Source organism: Nonomuraea maheshkhaliensis, from assembly GCF_039529435.1.
GTDB classification, from domain to species: Bacteria; Actinomycetota; Actinomycetes; order Streptosporangiales; family Streptosporangiaceae; genus Nonomuraea; species Nonomuraea maheshkhaliensis.
In genome coordinates this window covers 28,582-43,990 of the sequence record NZ_BAAAMU010000039.1, presented here as the reverse complement: position 1 = coordinate 43,990, position 15,409 = coordinate 28,582, and the positions used below count along the sequence as shown (strand labels likewise).

Below are 15,409 nucleotides of genomic sequence, written 5' to 3'. Positions count from 1 at the left end.
CTTTAGGGATTCATTGCGTGAAGTCTAGGGAGCGGGCGTGCGAGTTCGGGCGTTCATGGCCGGTCTGGCCACAGTGGCGATGCTGGCCGGTTGCGGCGGGCTGGAAGCGCAGGTCTCGGGAGACGGGGGCGGGAAGAGCTCGAAAGCCGACTCGGCCGCCATCGCCGACGCCCGCGCGAAGCTGGCCAAGCTGGACGTCAAGGGCCGCGCGCCCAAGACGGGCTTCGACCGCGACGAGTTCGGCCCGGCCTGGTCCGACGTCGACCACAACGGCTGCGACACCCGCAACGACATCCTCAAGCGCGACCTGACGGACGAGACGTTCAAAGCGGGCACCCACGACTGCATCGTGCTCACCGGCACGCTCGACGACCCGTACAGCGGCAAGACGATCAAGTTCAAGCGCGGCCAGACCACCAGCACTGCCGTGCAGATCGACCATGTGATCCCGCTGTCGGACGCCTGGCAGAAGGGCGCGCAGCAGTGGACGGACGCCAAGCGCAAGGAGTTCGCCAACGACCCGATCAACCTCATGGCCGTGGACGGCCCGCTGAACGGGCAGAAGAGCGACTCCGACGCCGCCACCTGGCTGCCGCCGCGCAAGGCCTACCGGTGCACGTACATCGCCAAGCAGATCGACGTCAAGGCGAAGTACGAACTGTGGGTGACCTCGGCGGAGAAGGACGCCATGAAAGGCATCCTGGATGGCTGCTGACTTCACGGGAAAGGCTACGTAAGATCACGAAATATGGGAGTGACTCAGCGTAGCCACCTGACCGTCGCGTTAGTCCTCATCGCCACCGCCGTCCCCGCTGCCCAGACCGCCCAAAGTGCTCAGGCGAGGGCCGTCAACGTCGTCGTCCTCGACTGGAACATCCACGGCGAGAGCGCCGACATGAAGGCCATCGCCAAGGTGGTCAAGGACAGCGGGGCGAACGTCGTCACGCTCCAGGAGATCCACCGCCGGCCCGGCGCCGACCAGGTCCGCGAGCTGGCCGACGAGCTCGGCTGGGACATCACGGCCAACGCCCACTTCGGCATGGGCGACGACGTCGGGCCCTGTGACGATCCGCAACCGGGCAAGGCGGGCAACGCCATCCTGTCGTCGTACCGGATCGTCGAACGGGTGACGCTGCCGCTCTCGGACTTCGCCACCTGCCCCGTCAACCGCTCCATGGCCGGCGTCAAGCTCGACCTCGGCGGCGGCGCGCAGGTCAGGGTGTTCACCACGCACCTGTCGCCCGGCCTGTCGGCGACCTCGGTCAGCCGCCGCGAGGCCCAGGCCGCCAAGGTGCTCGGCTACTTCGGCACCAGGACCGGGGTGATCCTCACCGGCGACTTCAACGCGCCGCCCACCGACGCGCTGTCCAAGCGGTTCGTGAGCGCGGGCTGGACGGACACCGGCGCCAGGTACGCGAACAAGCCCACCCACGGCGACGCCCGCATCGACTACGTCTACACCCGAGGGATCACGACGACCAGCGGGTCCGTGCTGTCGTCCACCCTGTCCGACCACCGCCCCCTCGTCATGAGGATGGTCCGCTGACCCCGCCCGGCTGACCCCGCCCGGCTGACTCTGCCCTGCCTGTGACGCCGCGCCCATCTGGTTTTCATCCGCCTGTCATGGAGCCTGACGCGGCCCTGCGCCAGGCTCGGGGCAGGCGGTCCTTCGATCTGGATGGGCAGGTCATGTTCGGGGCAGGCGAGGCGGACTGGGCAGCACAAGGAGCCGGCGACGCGACGGTGGCGGCGCTGCGGGACGTGGCCGGGGCGGACCTCTACCGGCGCAACGCGTTCCGGATCACCGGGGTCTCCACGTACGCGAACCGCCGCGCCGTACGGGAGCGCAGGCAGCGGGTCGCCACCGCGCTTGAAGTGGGCGCCCAGCTCGACCTCGGCCACGCGCTGCCCGTCGGTCCCGGCGAGGTGCGCGCCGCCTTCGACCGCCTGCTCGACGATCCCCGCCGGCGCCTGGTCGACGAGCTGTTCTGGCTCTGGGACACGGGCGACGCCACCTGCGCCTGCCTCAGCTCCCTGCACGCCGACCACGACGAGGCCGTACGCGCCCACTGCGCCGCGCTCGACCGGGAGGCCGACGGCCCGGAAGTGGCCGATCCCGAACTGAAGGGGCTGTGGGAGTCGGCCGCGCGGTCGTGGCAGGCCGTCCTGCGCCGGGCCGCGTTCTGGGACCACGTGCGCCACCGGGTCACCGCGCTGGACGACCGGCAGCTCGGCGAGTCCGCCGTGGACGAGCTGCGCAAGGAGTTCGCGTCCGCGCTGCTGCGGCCGATCACCGACCTGGCGGCCAGGAACCAGCGGGACCAGGCGCGCCTGGCGAACCTGGCCCGCCGCTGGCCGGCGCCGTCGATCGCGATCGACGACCAGTTGGAGACGGTGGCCGCACCGTGCTACGAGGCGGTGAGCACGGCCCTGACGGCGGCGAACGACCGGCTGCAGGAGGGCGAGACCGCGCTGGCGGCCGCGATGGTCTACACGGACGTGCTGCCCGAGCTGCGGAGGCTGGACACCCTGGTGCCTCATGACCGGCACCGCCGCACCGCGGGCGTGCGCAACGACACCGCCATCCTGCTCAACAACTGCGCGATGACGCTGATGGACAGCGCCGGGCCCGTGGGGGAGTCCTCGGCGCTCAACTGGCTCGGCACGGGACTGGAGCTGGCCTCCGACGACCACATGAGGCAGGCCATCGAGGCGAACGAGGACCAGGTGACCGAGTTCGTGCAGACCTTCGAACAGATCACGAACCAGGCCCGGTCCCTGATGGCCGCCTACGGCCCCGCCGTGGCCGACGGGTTCCTGGGAGACCTCAGGCGGCAGGCGGCGGGGACGCCGGGTGAGGCGCTGATCGACAAGCTGCGCCGCGACCTCGGCACCGACCGCGGCGGCATCAGGCCCGTGCCGATGCGCGGGCGGAGCCGCACCGCGTTCAGGCTCGCCTTCTGGGCGGTCCTGGTGGCCGGCGCGATCTTCATGCTGAACGAGTGCTCGTCCGATTCCTCCGGCAGCGCGGCCCCCGCGCCTCCCGCCGTGTTCCAGGTCTGGTGAGGCGGGACGATGGCGCTGCTCAACAGCGGTGACCGGGTCACCGCCACCCTCGTGATCGACCGGCTGCTCGGCGAGGGCGCGTTCGCCGAGGTGCACCGCGTCCGGCACGAGCACCTGGGGCTGCAGGCGATGAAGCTGTTCAAGCGGGTCGCCTCGCTGGAGGAGACGCGCGAGATGCTGGACGAGGCCCGGCTGCTGTCGACGCTCGGGCACCCGAACATCGTGCGGCTCTTCGACGCCGGCACCGTGCGCACGCCGCAGGGGTTGCGCGGCTACTTCACGATGGAGTACGTCCCCGGCGGCAGCCTGGAGAGCCTCTACACCGCCTACCCGCGCGGGATACCCACGGACCTCGCGGTGCGGGTGACGGAGCAGATCGCCGGCGGGCTCGCGCTCGCCCACGAGCAGGACCCGCCCGTCGTGCATCGCGACCTCACCCCGGCCAACGTGCTGATGGGCTACGAGGGCAGCGCCGTGCGGATCCGGGTCAGCGACTTCGGCCTGGCCAAGCGGGCCGACCCGGTCACCCGCCTGGCCAGCGGGCGGGGCACGCTCGCGTTCATGGCCCCGGAGGTGCTGGGCTACCTGCTCGACCGCTGGGGCCACTCGTGCGCGAGCGACGTGTGGTCGGTGGGGACGATCGCGTTCCTGCTGCTCACCGGCCGTCTGCCGTACGGGGAGGACCTTGGCCTGTCCCGGTTCGACCGGATGCTGCTGCCGCCGAGCCGGTACAACGACGACGTTGACCGCCGCCTGGACGAGATCATCGTGGCCACTCTCGCGCTCGACCCCCGCGACCGTCCCGCCACGGCCGGCGAGCTGAGCGCGGCCCTGAGCGAGCGGCCCGCGGGCGAGGCGGGCCCGCTGGACGAGCGCGCCGGCCGGATCGCCGCCGAGGCGCTGCGCCTGTACCGCGTCCCAGGACAACTGGGGCGCGCCATCGAACTCATGGAGGAAGCCGTCGAACTGTGGCCGCCCCTGCGCGAACTTCACCGGTCCCGGCTCGTGCTCTGGCGGCGGGGGGTGGTCATGTGAGCTCCCGGCGAGAGCCGCGTCGTACGTTCCGCGAACGGCTGGTCCAGTTCCGCCCGCGCCGCGCGTCCGGCGAGAGTGCGGGCCGGTCGTGGCTCCGTCGCGCGGTTAGGGAAGAGCTCGGGCAACTGCGGCACCATCGGGCCTTCCGCATCCCGCCGCCCGTCTGGGACGACCCCGTCATGGAGCAGTTCGCCGCGCTGCTCGACGCTCCCGAACCGCCGGAACCGCTGGACGAGAAGTCGCTGGCCACCGCGGCCACCCACCTGTGGCGGGCCGAGCGCAGGCTGTCCGCCCCTGGCGCGGACGCCGCCGGCCGGCAGGCCGCCCGCCACCTGCGCACGACCCGCGCCGCGCTGGCCGAGGCCGGGCTCGTCCTCCAGGACCACGACGGCGAGGCGTTCCACTCCGGCCGCTCCATCGAGGTCCTGCTGTTCCAGGACGACCCGTCGCTCAGCGCGGAGACGGTCCTGGAGACCGTGCGGCCCTCGATCTACCTGCGGGAGCGGCACATCCAGCTGGGCCAGGTGATCGTCGGCCGCCCCACCAGAGACGACCTGAGGAACGAACATGCGTGACACCATCGACTTCGGCATAGACCTCGGCACCACCAACAGCGCCATCGCGGTGGCGGACGACGACACCGTCACCGTGATCAAGAACAACGACGGCTGGGACACCACGCCCTCGGCCGTCTGGATGCCCAAGCCGGACCTCGTCCACGTCGGCCGGCGGGCACGGGAGCGGGTGGAGAGCGACCCGGAGAACGCGGCGGCGGAGTTCAAGCTGGAGATGGGGCTGGCCGACGCGCGCACGAGCTTCGCCAGGGCCGGGGTGCGGCTGTCGCCGCCGCAGCTGTCGGCCGAGGTGCTCAAGTCGCTGCGCGCCGACGCGGCCCACCACACCGGCACCCCGCCGGACGCCGCCGTGATCACCGTGCCGGCCGCGTTCACGCTGAACCAGAACAAGGCCACCACCGACGCCGCGCTGCTGGCCGGCTTCACCACGGCCTGCCCGCTGGTGCAGGAGCCGACCGCGGCGGCGTTCGCGTACGGGTTCGACGACGCCGACGAGCGGGCGTACTGGATGGTGTTCGACTTCGGCGGCGGCACCTTCGACGCGGCGGTGGTCAGCAAGCGCGACGGGGACCTGCGGGTGCTCGACCACTCGGGGGACCCGTACCTGGGCGGCAAGCTGATCGACTGGGCGCTGGTGGAGCGGATCCTGGCCCCTGCCGCAGCCCGGGAGCTCGGGCTGGAGGAGTTTCGCCGGGACAACCCCAGGTGGCGCTACAACTTCGCCAAGCTGAAGGCCGCCGCGGAGGAGGCGAAGATCCTGCTGTCCAGGATGGAGCAGACGGACCTCCTCGTCGATCTCATGGGTCCTGACGGCGGCACCGAGACCTTCGAGTACGCGCTACGCCGCGGCGAGCTCGACGCGACCGCCGAGCCGTTCTACGAGCGGGCGATCAATCTGTGCCGCAGGGCGCTCAAGGAGGCCGCGCTGGGCCCGGCCGACATCGACCGGTTGCTCCTGGTCGGCGGCGTCACGCTGTCGCCAGGGCTGAGGGAGCGGCTCGCCGATCCGCATCACGGCCTGGGCATCGAGCTCGACGTGAGCCTCGATCCCACGACCGTGGTCGCCCGCGGCGCGGCCGTCTTCGCCGCCACCCTGCGCCGGCCCAGGACGCAGACCAGGGTCGAGGGCGAGTTCGCGGTCGATCTGGCGTACGAGCCCATCGTCACCACGACCAGGCCCACCGTCGCCGGCCGGCTGAGCGGGCCGGCCACCGGCTGGGGCGGCTACTCGGTCACGCTGAGCAATCCCGAGGGGCGCCCGCCGTTCACCACCGGCAGGATCCCGCTCAGCGGCACCGGTCACTTCATCGCGGAAGTGGATATCGACCAGGGCAGGACCTCGCGCTTCCGCGTCGAGCTGATCGACGACACGGGCGCGCCCAGGCCGCTGACGCCGGACATGCTGTCGATCAAGCACGGCGAGGTCGAGTTCGGCGGGGTGCGGCTGGCGCACTCGCTCGGCATCCAGCTCGCCGACCGGGCCTTCGCGCCGATGCTGCGCAAGGGCGTGACGCTGCCGACCTCCGTGCGCGAGGTGTTCCACACCGCCGCCGCCCTGCGCCGCTCCGACGCCGACGCGGTCATCCGCATTCCCGTGCTGCAGGGCGAGCGCAGCAGGGGCGAGCGCAACCGCGTGGTCGGCCAGCTGGAGATCCGGCCCAAGGACGTCACGATCGACCTGCCGCCGGGGACGGAGGTGGAGGTCACCTTCGAGGTGGACGCCTCCAGCCTGGTCACGGTGGTGGCGGACGTGCCGCTGGTGCAGACCCAGTTCGAGGGCGAGATCAACCTGAACGACGTGCGCACGCCGGACGCGGAGGTGCTGGAGACGCTGCTCGCCGAGACCGAGCGGCGCCTGGACACGCTGCGCTCGTCGAGCGGGGGCTCCGCCGACGTCGCCGGCCGGCTGGCCAGGATCGAGGCGGAGGGCACGGTCACGACCGCCCGCGAGCAGGTGCGCGCGGCCAGGGTCGACGTCGGCGCGGCGGCCACGGCGGAGGAGCGGCTTCGCGAGCTGCAGGCGGAGCTGGACGACGTCGAGGACGCCGCGCTGCTGCCCTCCCTGGCCGAGGAGCTGGAGGGGCTGCTGGACGAGGCCGACCGGCTCGTGGACGCGCTCGGCGACGCCGCGGACCGCGCGGAGCTGGCCGGGCTGCACGGGCGCTCGCGCGAAGCGATCAGGGCTCGGGACATCGCGGCCGTACGCGCGCAGATCGACCGCGCCGGGCGGCTGCTGGTGGAGCTGGAACGGCGCAGCCCGGACTGGCCGTTCACCCTGTTCCAGGGGCTGCGGGACATGCTGGAGCCGACCGGACGGGCTCAGGGGCTGATCAAGGAGGGCGAACGGGCCATCGCCGCCGGCGACCGGCAGGGGCTCGACGGGGTGAACCAGCGGATGATCCGCATGCTGCCGAAGGGCGAACAGGACAAGATCATCGGTCTGGTCAGGCGATGAGCGACGCCCTGCGCACCCGCCTGGCCCTCGACCGCGCCCGCACCGCCGCCCGTACCGGCGACCTGGACGCCGCCCTCGCTCTCCTGGACAGCCTGGACTCGACCGCGGGTGAAGACGTCGGGGCGGTGCTGGATCTGCGGGCTCGGGTACATGCTCAGCGTGGGGAGCTGGACGCGGCGGATCGGTGCTGGGCCGCCGTGCAGGAGCTGGCGCCTGATGATCCGGCGGCGGCCGAGGGGCGGCGGACGATCGCGCGGATCACCGCGGGGCGCCGGCGGACGCGGCCGCTCGTCCATCCTGGGCGGCTCGCGGTGGCCGCCGCGGGCGTGACGGCCGTGGTGCTGACGGGTGGGGCCGTGGTGGCGCTGGGCTCGTCCGGGGCGGGCTCATCGGCGTCCTCCGTGCGCGCCGACGCCCCGGGCGGCCGTGCGGCCGCGCTGGAGGCCGAACGCGCCGCGCTGGGCAGGGAACGTGCGGCGGTGGCCGCCGAACGTGCGGCGGTCGAGCGGGAGCGGGCGGAGGTGGCCGCTGCCGAGGAACGCCGCACGGCCGCCGCAGCCCGTCTTGACGCGCGGCTCGCCGCCATCACCGGGCGGGTGTCCATGCCGGGCCTCACGGTACGGCGCCGCTCCCGGGACGTGCAGGTGCGCTTCGACACGGGCCTGTTCCGGCAGAGCGCAGACGTCAGCCCGCGAGGCAGAGCTTTGCTGCGTGCGCTGGGTCGCAGGATGGCGGGCATGGACGTGCGGATCACGGTGGTGGGCCACGCGGTGCCGGTGCCCGGCGGGCGGACGCGCGGCGGCTCCGTGGTCGCCCTCGGCCGTGCCCTGGTGGCGGCCCGCCACCTGGCGGAGGGCGGCGGCCTGCCGCGCACGTCGTTCACGCTCGTCAGCGCCGACCAGTCGGACAACCCGCACCGCCAGGCCACGAGAAACCGCACGGTCACCCTGCGGATCACCCCTCAGGGGTGACACGAACCGGCCCCCGGCGGGGGCGGGCCGGGCATGAGGACGCCGGCCCGCTTCGGGGGCGGGCCGGCGTGGTGGGGGACGGGGGATCAGTCGTCGTCGTCACCGTCGTTGTCGTCGTCCCGGTCGTTCTTGTCGATCTGGTTCTTGACGACCTTGCCCGAGGACGCGTCCACGTCCACCTCGTGACGCTGCGAGCCCTTGGTCAGCTCCAGCTCCCACACGTCCGCCCGGCTGCCCCGGGCGTCGAAGTCGAGCTCGCTGACCCACGCGCCGGGCACGGTCTTGTGGGCGATGTCGATGGCCTGCTCGGCCGTGACCTTGGGGGCGGCGGTCGTGGCGGACGTGGTGGCCGCGTAGGCGGCGCCACCGCCACCGATCAGCGCGACGATCCCGGCACCTGCGACGATGAACTTCTTCGTGATCTGCATGACTCCACGAAACCGCGAGCCCCGGTAACCGCGCGCTAAACGGCGGTTAAGGCGAGGAGAAGGCGTTCATGGGCGGGCGAGCAGCACTTCGACCCGGGCCCCGCCGTCCGGGGACCGGGAGACGGTCAGGCCGCCACCGGAGGATTCGGCGGTGCGCCGGGCGATGTCCAGGCCGAGCCCGGTCGAGCCGCCCCCGCTGTTCCCCCGTTCGAGCAGCGCGGGCTCGAAGCCGGGACCCGCGTCCGCCACGGTCAGCAGGGCCCCGGAGGGCTGCGGCTGGAGCCGTACCGCCATGGAGACGCCTTCGGGGGTGTGCGCGAAGACGTTGCCGAGCAGCGCGTCCACCACCGCGGCCAGTTCCTCGGCCCCCACCGCGACCGGCAGCGGGCCGTCGGGCAGGGCGACCGTCACCTCCCGCCCCTGGTCCTCGGCCAGCACCGACCAGAACCGCACCCGTTCGCGCACCACCGCCGCCGCGTCGCACGACTCGCGGCCCGCCGAGCGGTGCCGCGCCTCCGTGATGACCGAGCTCACCGCCCGCTCCAGCGCGTCCACCCTGGCCTGGACGCGCGCCGCCTCCTCCGGGTCGCGCAGCGACTCCGCGTCCAGCCGCAGGCCCGTCAGCGGGGTGCGCAGCCGGTGCGACAGGTCGGCGACGGACTCCCGCTCCGCGACCAGCAGCTCGTCTATGCGCGCGGCCAGATGGTTGAGCGCCAGCGCCACGGAACGCACCTCCGGCGGCCCGCCCGGTTCGGCCCTGGCGCTCAGGTCGCCACCCGCCAGCCGGTGCGAGACCCGCGCCAGGCCGTCCACCGGCCGCGTCACGGCCAGCGCCAGCCGGTCGGCCAGGACGATGCCCAGCACCACCAGCCCGAGCCCGAGCAGCAGCAGCGCCAGCCACGCCTCGCGCACGCCGCGCATCAGCTCGGCGTCCGCCACGAACACCCTGATCACGGCCGTCCCCTCGGGCGACTGCGCCGAGACCAGCACCTCCCTGCCGCCTGGGGCCTCGGCGGTGACGCTGCGGCCCGTCGCGGCCAGGCGTACCGCGTCGGAGCGCGCCGCCTTGGCCCCCAGCAGGCCCCCGCCGGGCAGGAACACCGTGACCGGCCGCGACACCTGCTCCACCGCCACGGCCAGCTCGTCCGTGCCCACCGCGACCGCCACGGACTCGGCGGCGGTCGTGGCCCGGCTCATGGCACCGTTCTCGGCCACGGCGCGGATCAGCAGCGCCATCGGCACCAGCAGCGCGATCAGCACCAGGGACGTCGTCGCCGCGACGAGCAGCGCCAGCCAGCGCCTCACGACGGCTCGACCAGCTTGACGCCGACGCCGCGCACGGTGTGCAGGTAGCGGGGCTCGGCGGCCGTCTCGCCCAGCTTCCTGCGCAGCCACGACAGGTGCACGTCCACCGTCTTGTCCGCCCCGCCGTACGGAAGCTGCCACACCTCGGTCAGCAGCTCGCGTTTGGTGACCACCTCGCCGGGGCGGGCCGCGAGATAGTGCAGCACGTCGAACTCGCGCGGTGTCAGGTCCAGCGCCGCGCCGTCGAGGGTGGCCGTACGCGCGCGCGGATCGACCCGCAGCGTCCCCACCGCCAGCGGCTCCGGCGCAGACTCGCCCGAGCGCCGCAGCACGGCCCGTACGCGGGCGTCGAGCTGCGCCGCGCTGTACGGCTTGACCACGTAGTCGTCGGCCCCCGCGTCCAGCACGGGCACCATCTCGGCGTCCCCGTCGCGGGCGGTGGCGACGATGACCGGCACCTTGCTGACCGCCCGCAACATCCGCAGCAGCTCCACCCCGTCCAGGTCGGGCAGCCCCAGGTCGAGCACGATCAGGTCGGGGCGGTCCTGTACGGCCAGCCGCAGCCCGTCCAGCGCCGTGGGGGAGGAGGAGACGGCATGGCCGAGCTCCCGCAGCCCGCGGCTGAGCGCCGTGCGGATCGCCGCATCGTCCTCGATGAGCAGAATGTCAGCCATAGCAAGAACGTAGACGCTTTTCCGCCCTGCCTTGAGCAGCCTTAGCGCCGCCTTAACCTGGCGTTAGCCGTACATGGGGGATCGTGATGGCGATGAAGAGACTCGTCGTGGCCTGGGCCGCCACCGCGCTCGCCGCCACCGGCGCCGCCGTGGCGGTCATCGGGCTGCTCGGCAACGGCATCACCGGCACCGACGGCCACGTGCTCGACGCGGGGGAGGTCCGCGCGGCCCTGGCCACCGCCGCCACCCGTACCCCGACCGCCACCCCGACCGCCACCCCGACCGCCACCCCGACGGCCACGGCAGCCCCCACCAGCACGGGCGCGCCGAGTGCGGCGCCGTCGCGGACGTCCCGCGAAAAGCTGATCCGCAGCGCCGGCGGGACGGTGATCGCCTCCTGTGACGGCGACCTGGTCACGCTGCGCTCGTGGAGCCCGGCCCAGGACTACTCGGTGGACGGCGTGGACGCGGGGCCGGCCCGCGAGGCCAAGGTGGAGTTCGAGCCGGACGAGGGCGAGGACGTCGAGCTGACCATCGTCTGCTCGGGCGGCTCGCCCGTCGTCCGCTCTCCGTGACGGGGACGTCAGGAGACCTCGGCGTCGCGCGGCCGGACGCCAGGAGCTCGTGGCCTCAGGAGACCTCGGCCGCCAGTGCCGTCTTCGTCAGCTCGGCCTGGCGCCGGATCTGACCCATAACGATGTCGTTGACCCCCTTTGCCTCGAACGTCGCGACCATCCGGTCCATCACCGCGTTCGCCCGTACGAGGTCGCCCTGCCGCGCCTCCGCCCTGGCCAGCCGGCGCATGACCAGGTTGAGGGTGATGTTGTCGATGCCGGCGTCGCGGGCCACGGCGCTGAGGTGCTCGACGCCCTGTTTGGGGTCCGATGGCCGCACCCGCAGCCGGTTGTCCGGCGTCAGCTCCTTGAACTCCCGCTCCGCGTTCAGCCCCTTGACCAGCCGGGCGTAGACGGCCAGCGGGTGCTCGCCGTGCCGGCCGATGACCTCGTCCAGCGCCTGGTTGCCCGCGCTCAGCCGCGGCGAGTCCGAGCCGAGCAGCGAGAACAGCATGCCCTGCTCCTCGCCCAGCATCAGCTCGGCCACCTGGTGGTCGTCACGGGAGACGGGGAAGCGCACCCTGACCGGGCAGACGGGGGAGACGATGCGGGAGCCGTCGGCGGCGATGTACTGGGCGCGTACCTGGTATTCGCCGGGCTGCTGGAAGTAGTGGCCGTCGCGGCCGTGCCCGATGTACGCGCTGCGGTAGAGCGCCGGATTGCCCTCGTCCAGACGGATCCGCGGTGAGGTGTCCACGCAGTGCCGCATCATCGGGCGGTACAGCAGCGTCCTGCCGCCCGGCTGCGTGATCGACACCTGGGTGAACTCCGTGTCCGGATGCAGATGGCCGTGAGTGTCCCGCGGTCCGCCGGCGTAGGAGAGCTTGAACTCCACCACGACGGGCTCGCCGAGCTCGAACGACTCCTTGGCGCGCACCTCAAGCCGCAGCCCCGAGTGGTCCTCGACCGGCGGCGCGAAGGGGGCGATCTCGGCGGCGCCCTTGCCGAAGGCGTCCGCGCCCATGGCCACGTTCCGGTAGAAGCCGTGCCGCAGGTGGACCAGCTCGGCATCGGTGAACTGGAACGGAAAGGCGGCCCAGTAGCCCTCCTCGCCGCCCTGGGAGTAGTTGTGGACGTAGTTCATCCACGACAGGTCGCCGAAGCCGCCGTCGGGGCCGAGCGGCTGGGGTGGGTTGGCCAGGTTCTTCTGCCAGGAGTGCAGCAGGTTGAAGGCGTGGCCGAGCTCGTGCACGTACGTGCGTAACTGCGCCCTCTGCGCCTGCGGCGTCGTCCCCATGATCGCGTCGTGGAAGACCGCGGCGCCCTGCCGCTGGTGCGCGTCGTTGTAGTCGAACATGATGCCCCGGTAGCCGCCCACGTGCTTGCCGGCCACCAGCAGCCACACCCGCCAGGCCGGCTGGTCGGCGAAGGCGCTGAAGTGCCGGGTCATCGCGTGGTGCAGCTCGGCGTCGTCCCAGGCCAGGTCCGCGCCCGAGCCGGTCACCGGGATCACCTCCGGCTCGTTCACCCGCAGCTCGACGCCCGCCTCCGCGTACGCCGCCGCCACGGTCAGCTCCCGGTCAGGCGACCCCGCGGGCCCCGGCAGCGAGCCGGTCCGGTACGCCGTGAACGGCTCGGCGCCCACCACGGAGTCCACTTCGAGCACCACGCTGCGGAAGGACGGCGAGGCGAACGACACCTCGTAGGCACGCCCCGCGACGGAGGCCGTCCCGCCTCCACTGCCGCCCCCGTCGTTGATCGTCACGCTCACGTCCCCGGCCGGGGTGCCGCCGCTGAACGCGGCCCGTCCCTCGATCAGCGTCCGCCCGCCCTCGGCCCGCACCGCCGGGGCGTCCACCACGAACGAGCCGGCGTACGAGGTGGTCGCGCCCGCGACCGTGAACAGGTCGCCGCTCACCCGCCCCGTGGGCCTGGCCCCGTCCACGTCGACGCGGAGCGCCAGCCGCGAGTCGCCGTCCTGTCCCTGGTACAGCCCGCTGATCATCAGAAGCCTCCGACGAAGCCCCCGCATTCAGGCGGGGAGAAATCGAACACACGTGCGATTTTCGGCTGGTCGCGCAGTAAGATGCCAGGCATGGCGCAGATTGTGAAGCGGGCCTACAAGTACCGCTTCTACCCGACCCCCGGGCAGGCGGGAGAGCTCGCCCGGACGTTCGGCTGCGTCCGCCTCGTCTGCAACGAAGCCCTGGAGGAGCGCACCCGCGCCTACAACCTGGAAGGCAAGCGCGTCTCCTCCATGGAGTCCTCGGCAATGCTCACAGCGTGGAAGCGCAGCGGCGACTACGACTTCCCGCGCGAGGTGTCGTCGGTCCCCCTGCGGCAGGCGCTGCGCCATCTCCAGGCCGCGTTCGCGAACTTCTTCGCCAAGCGCGCCAAGTACCCGACGTTCAAGAGCAAGAGGAAGTCGCGGGCGTCGGCGGAGTACACCCGCTCGGCGTTCCGCTGGCGGGACGGCGAGCTGGCGCCGGCGAAGGTGGCCGCCCCGCTGGCGATCGTGTGGTCGCGTCCGCTGCCTGAGGGTGCCGAGCCGTCGCCGGTGACGGTGCCGAAGGGCGCGGCGGGCCGCTGGTTCGTGTCGATCCTCCTCGGGGAGAAGGTCAGTGCGTTGCCGCCTGCCGTGCGGAACGTCGATGTGGATGCGGGGGTCACGGCGCTGGTGACGCTGTCCACTGGCGAGAAGATCGCCAACCCCCGGCACGAACGCCGCGACCGGCGCAAGGTCGCCAAGGCGCGGCGATCCCTGTCCCGCAAGGAGAAAGACAGCGCCAATCGGGCCAAGGCCCGGCTCAAGGCAGCCCGGGTGTACGCCCGCGTCGCAGATCGGAGAAGGGATCATCCGCGCCAGGTCACGACACGGCTTGTTCGCGAGAACCAAGTGATCACCGTGGAGGACCTGACCGTCCGCGACATGGTCAAGAACCGCCGTCTGGGCCGCGCCATCTCGGACGCGGCCTGGCGCCGGATGCGGTCGATGCTGGAGTACAAGGCAGCCTGGTACGGGCGCACGCTGGTGGCGGTGGACCGCTGGTTGCCCTCCAGCAGACTGTGCTCCGCGTGTGGAGCCTCGCAGGAGAAGATGCCGCTGAACGTCCGGCTGGGGGAGTGCGCCTGCGGCACGGTTCGCGACCGGGACGTCAACGCGGCCAGAAACGTGCTCGCCGCCGGGCCGGCGGAGAGCTGAAACGCCTGTGGAGCCGGTGTAAGACCCCAACGAGAGTCCTCTCGGGCGGGCGACTGGCCGTGAAGCAGGAAGCCCATGGGCGACCGTGGGAGCCCCTTCTTCAGAAGGGGGAGGATGCCAAGGGAGCTCCTGGGGATCGCTGGGTCCTACCTGGAAGACTTCTCCCGCGGAATGACCCTGTCAACGACTCCCGCGAACTTCGAGCGCCCCGAGCAGCTCCTCCGAGGCCCTGGTGATCGTCTCGACCGCCCGGTCGAAAGCCTCGGCGTTGTGCGCGGCGGGCGCGCGGAAGCCGGAGATCTTCCTGACGAACTGCAGCGCGGCGGCCCGCACGTCCTCCTCGGTCACGTCCTCGGTGTACGGCGGCCGGAGGGTTTTGATGCTTCTACACATGCTCTAACCGTAATGGCCGATGCGCTGGCTTATCTCCCTCGCGGCCTCGGCGAGCAGCGCGCCCACGTCCGGCAGCCGGTCCCTGGTCAGCCGGTAGGAGGGCCCCGAGGCGCTGACCGCGGCCACCACGGAGCCGTCGGCGCCCCTGATCGGCGCCGCCACCGCGTTCAGCCCCACCTCCAGCTCCTCCACCGTGGTCGCCCAGCCCTGCTCCCTGATCTGCTCAAGACCCAGCTCGGCGGGGGAGGTGATGGTGTGGGCCGTGTAGCGCTCCAGCTCGGCGGGCAGCCGCAGCGCGCCGAAGGCCAGCAGCACCTTGCCGCTGGAGGTGGCGTGGGAGGGGGTGCGCTGGCCGACCCAGTTGTGGCCGCTGATGGCGGCCGGGCCGCGTACCTGGCTGATGTTGACCGTGTCGCCGGCCCGCGCGACGGCGATGTTGACGGTCTCGCCGACCGCCTCGGCCAGCCGCAGGCACACTGGTCTGCTCTCGCGGGACAGGTCGAGCTGGGCGGTGGCGGCGCCGGCCAGCCGGACGACGCCGAAGCCGAGCCGGTAGCGCCCGCGGTCGCCGCTCTGCTCGACGAGCCCGCCGTGCTCCAGGGCCGCCAGCAGCCGGGAGGCGGTGGATTTGTGCACGTCCAGCTCTTGTGCGACGTCCGTGACCCGGGTGGCGCCGTCGCGGGCCAGGATCTCCAGGATCGCGATGGCACGGTCGACCGACTGAACCGACGTGCTGTTGCCCATGACGCAA

The 15,409-nt window shown here is 72.4% G+C and carries 14 protein-coding genes and 1 pseudogene; 9 read left to right on the top strand and 6 right to left on the bottom strand.

Annotation, left to right across the window (positions count from 1 at the left end; translation table 11 throughout):
* Positions 1–37: 37 nt before the first annotated feature.
* The 7 genes from ABFX54_RS25595 to ABFX54_RS25565 all read left to right on the top strand — a co-directional run bounded on the left by ABFX54_RS25595 (position 38) and on the right by ABFX54_RS25565 (position 8,102).
* Positions 38–715: an HNH endonuclease family protein gene (locus tag ABFX54_RS25595; protein ID WP_346108747.1), complete on the top strand. Its 678-nt coding sequence runs from the start codon at positions 38–40 to the stop codon at positions 713–715.
* A 33-nt stretch (positions 716–748) separates the two neighbouring features.
* On the top strand, positions 749–1,546 hold the full coding sequence (locus tag ABFX54_RS25590) for an endonuclease/exonuclease/phosphatase family protein (RefSeq protein ID WP_346108745.1): 798 nt from the start codon (positions 749–751) through the stop codon (positions 1,544–1,546).
* 77 nt (positions 1,547–1,623) lie between these two features.
* Positions 1,624–3,066, top strand: a complete 1,443-nt coding sequence (locus ABFX54_RS25585) for a hypothetical protein (RefSeq protein WP_346108743.1) — start codon at positions 1,624–1,626, stop codon at positions 3,064–3,066.
* Positions 3,067–3,075: 9 nt separating this feature from the next.
* Positions 3,076–4,101 carry a serine/threonine-protein kinase gene (locus ABFX54_RS25580; RefSeq protein WP_346108742.1) on the top strand — a complete coding sequence of 342 codons (1,026 nt, stop codon included), beginning with the start codon at positions 3,076–3,078 and terminating at the stop codon, positions 4,099–4,101.
* Positions 4,098–4,676 carry a hypothetical protein gene (locus tag ABFX54_RS25575; protein WP_346108740.1) on the top strand — a complete coding sequence of 193 codons (579 nt, stop codon included), beginning with the start codon at positions 4,098–4,100 and terminating at the stop codon, positions 4,674–4,676. The genes ABFX54_RS25580 and ABFX54_RS25575 overlap by 4 nt, the downstream gene beginning before the upstream one ends.
* Positions 4,669–7,131: an Hsp70 family protein gene (locus ABFX54_RS25570; protein ID WP_346108738.1), complete on the top strand. Its 2,463-nt coding sequence runs from the start codon at positions 4,669–4,671 to the stop codon at positions 7,129–7,131. Before ABFX54_RS25575 ends, ABFX54_RS25570 begins: the two co-directional genes overlap by 8 nt.
* A complete protein-coding gene (locus tag ABFX54_RS25565; protein ID WP_346108736.1) occupies positions 7,128–8,102 on the top strand; it encodes a hypothetical protein in 975 nt (324 codons plus the stop codon). The genes ABFX54_RS25570 and ABFX54_RS25565 overlap by 4 nt, the downstream gene beginning before the upstream one ends.
* 86 nt (positions 8,103–8,188) lie before the next feature.
* Here the strand turns inward: ABFX54_RS25565 and ABFX54_RS25560 are convergent, their stop codons facing one another.
* The 3 genes from ABFX54_RS25560 to ABFX54_RS25550 form a co-directional block, all read right to left on the bottom strand.
* The gene (locus ABFX54_RS25560; RefSeq protein WP_346108735.1) at positions 8,189–8,530 is read right to left on the bottom strand and encodes a PepSY domain-containing protein; all 342 of its coding nucleotides are present in this window, start codon (positions 8,528–8,530) and stop codon (positions 8,189–8,191) included.
* Positions 8,531–8,596: 66 nt separating this feature from the next.
* Positions 8,597–9,835 carry a sensor histidine kinase gene (locus tag ABFX54_RS25555; RefSeq protein WP_346108733.1) on the bottom strand — a complete coding sequence of 413 codons (1,239 nt, stop codon included), beginning with the start codon at positions 9,833–9,835 and terminating at the stop codon, positions 8,597–8,599.
* Positions 9,832–10,509, bottom strand: coding sequence for a response regulator transcription factor (locus ABFX54_RS25550; RefSeq protein WP_106235382.1), 678 nt, complete (start codon positions 10,507–10,509; stop codon positions 9,832–9,834). Before ABFX54_RS25550 ends, ABFX54_RS25555 begins: the two co-directional genes overlap by 4 nt.
* Positions 10,510–10,601: 92 nt before the next feature.
* On the opposite strand from ABFX54_RS25550, the gene ABFX54_RS25545 reads away from it, so the two are divergent.
* Entirely contained in the window at positions 10,602–11,084 is a 483-nt protein-coding gene (locus ABFX54_RS25545; RefSeq protein WP_346108731.1) for a hypothetical protein, read from the top strand.
* A 55-nt stretch (positions 11,085–11,139) separates the two neighbouring features.
* Here ABFX54_RS25545 and ABFX54_RS25540 read toward each other — a convergent pair whose 3' ends face one another.
* Complete coding sequence (locus ABFX54_RS25540; protein WP_346108729.1) at positions 11,140–13,068, bottom strand: zinc metalloprotease; 1,929 nt, start codon at positions 13,066–13,068, stop codon at positions 11,140–11,142.
* A gap of 90 nt (positions 13,069–13,158) precedes the next feature.
* Between ABFX54_RS25540 and ABFX54_RS25535 the strand changes: the two are divergent.
* Positions 13,159–14,262, top strand: a pseudogene (locus ABFX54_RS25535) (RNA-guided endonuclease InsQ/TnpB family protein); the annotation flags it as partial.
* 183 nt (positions 14,263–14,445) lie between these two features.
* On the opposite strand, the gene ABFX54_RS25530 reads toward ABFX54_RS25535, so the two are convergent.
* Together ABFX54_RS25530 and ABFX54_RS25525 are read right to left on the bottom strand one after the other, a co-directional pair.
* Positions 14,446–14,658 (bottom strand): DUF2277 domain-containing protein, encoded by a 213-nt coding sequence (locus ABFX54_RS25530; RefSeq protein ID WP_346108727.1) that lies wholly within the window; start codon positions 14,656–14,658, stop codon positions 14,446–14,448.
* A 3-nt stretch (positions 14,659–14,661) separates the two neighbouring features.
* A complete protein-coding gene (locus ABFX54_RS25525) occupies positions 14,662–15,402 on the bottom strand; it encodes an IclR family transcriptional regulator (RefSeq protein ID WP_346108725.1) in 741 nt (246 codons plus the stop codon).
* Between the last annotated feature and the right edge of the window lie 7 nt (positions 15,403–15,409).

Bases quoted from the DNA above. Each gene is read 5' to 3' on its own strand.
- ABFX54_RS25590 (WP_346108745.1), top strand. From the start codon at position 749: ATGGGAGTGACTCAGCGTAGCCACCTGACCGTCGCGTTAGTCCTCATC.
- ABFX54_RS25585 (WP_346108743.1), top strand. From the start codon at position 1,624: ATGGAGCCTGACGCGGCCCTGCGCCAGGCTCGGGGCAGGCGGTCCTTC.
- ABFX54_RS25580 (WP_346108742.1), top strand. From the start codon at position 3,076: ATGGCGCTGCTCAACAGCGGTGACCGGGTCACCGCCACCCTCGTGATC.
- ABFX54_RS25570 (WP_346108738.1), top strand. From the start codon at position 4,669: ATGCGTGACACCATCGACTTCGGCATAGACCTCGGCACCACCAACAGC.
- ABFX54_RS25565 (WP_346108736.1), top strand. From the start codon at position 7,128: ATGAGCGACGCCCTGCGCACCCGCCTGGCCCTCGACCGCGCCCGCACC.
- ABFX54_RS25560 (WP_346108735.1), bottom strand. From the start codon at position 8,530: ATGCAGATCACGAAGAAGTTCATCGTCGCAGGTGCCGGGATCGTCGCG.
- ABFX54_RS25550 (WP_106235382.1), bottom strand. From the start codon at position 10,509: ATGGCTGACATTCTGCTCATCGAGGACGATGCGGCGATCCGCACGGCG.
- ABFX54_RS25545 (WP_346108731.1), top strand. From the start codon at position 10,602: ATGAAGAGACTCGTCGTGGCCTGGGCCGCCACCGCGCTCGCCGCCACC.
- ABFX54_RS25540 (WP_346108729.1), bottom strand. From the start codon at position 13,068: ATGATCAGCGGGCTGTACCAGGGACAGGACGGCGACTCGCGGCTGGCG.
- ABFX54_RS25530 (WP_346108727.1), bottom strand. From the start codon at position 14,658: ATGTGTAGAAGCATCAAAACCCTCCGGCCGCCGTACACCGAGGACGTG.
- ABFX54_RS25525 (WP_346108725.1), bottom strand. From the start codon at position 15,402: ATGGGCAACAGCACGTCGGTTCAGTCGGTCGACCGTGCCATCGCGATC.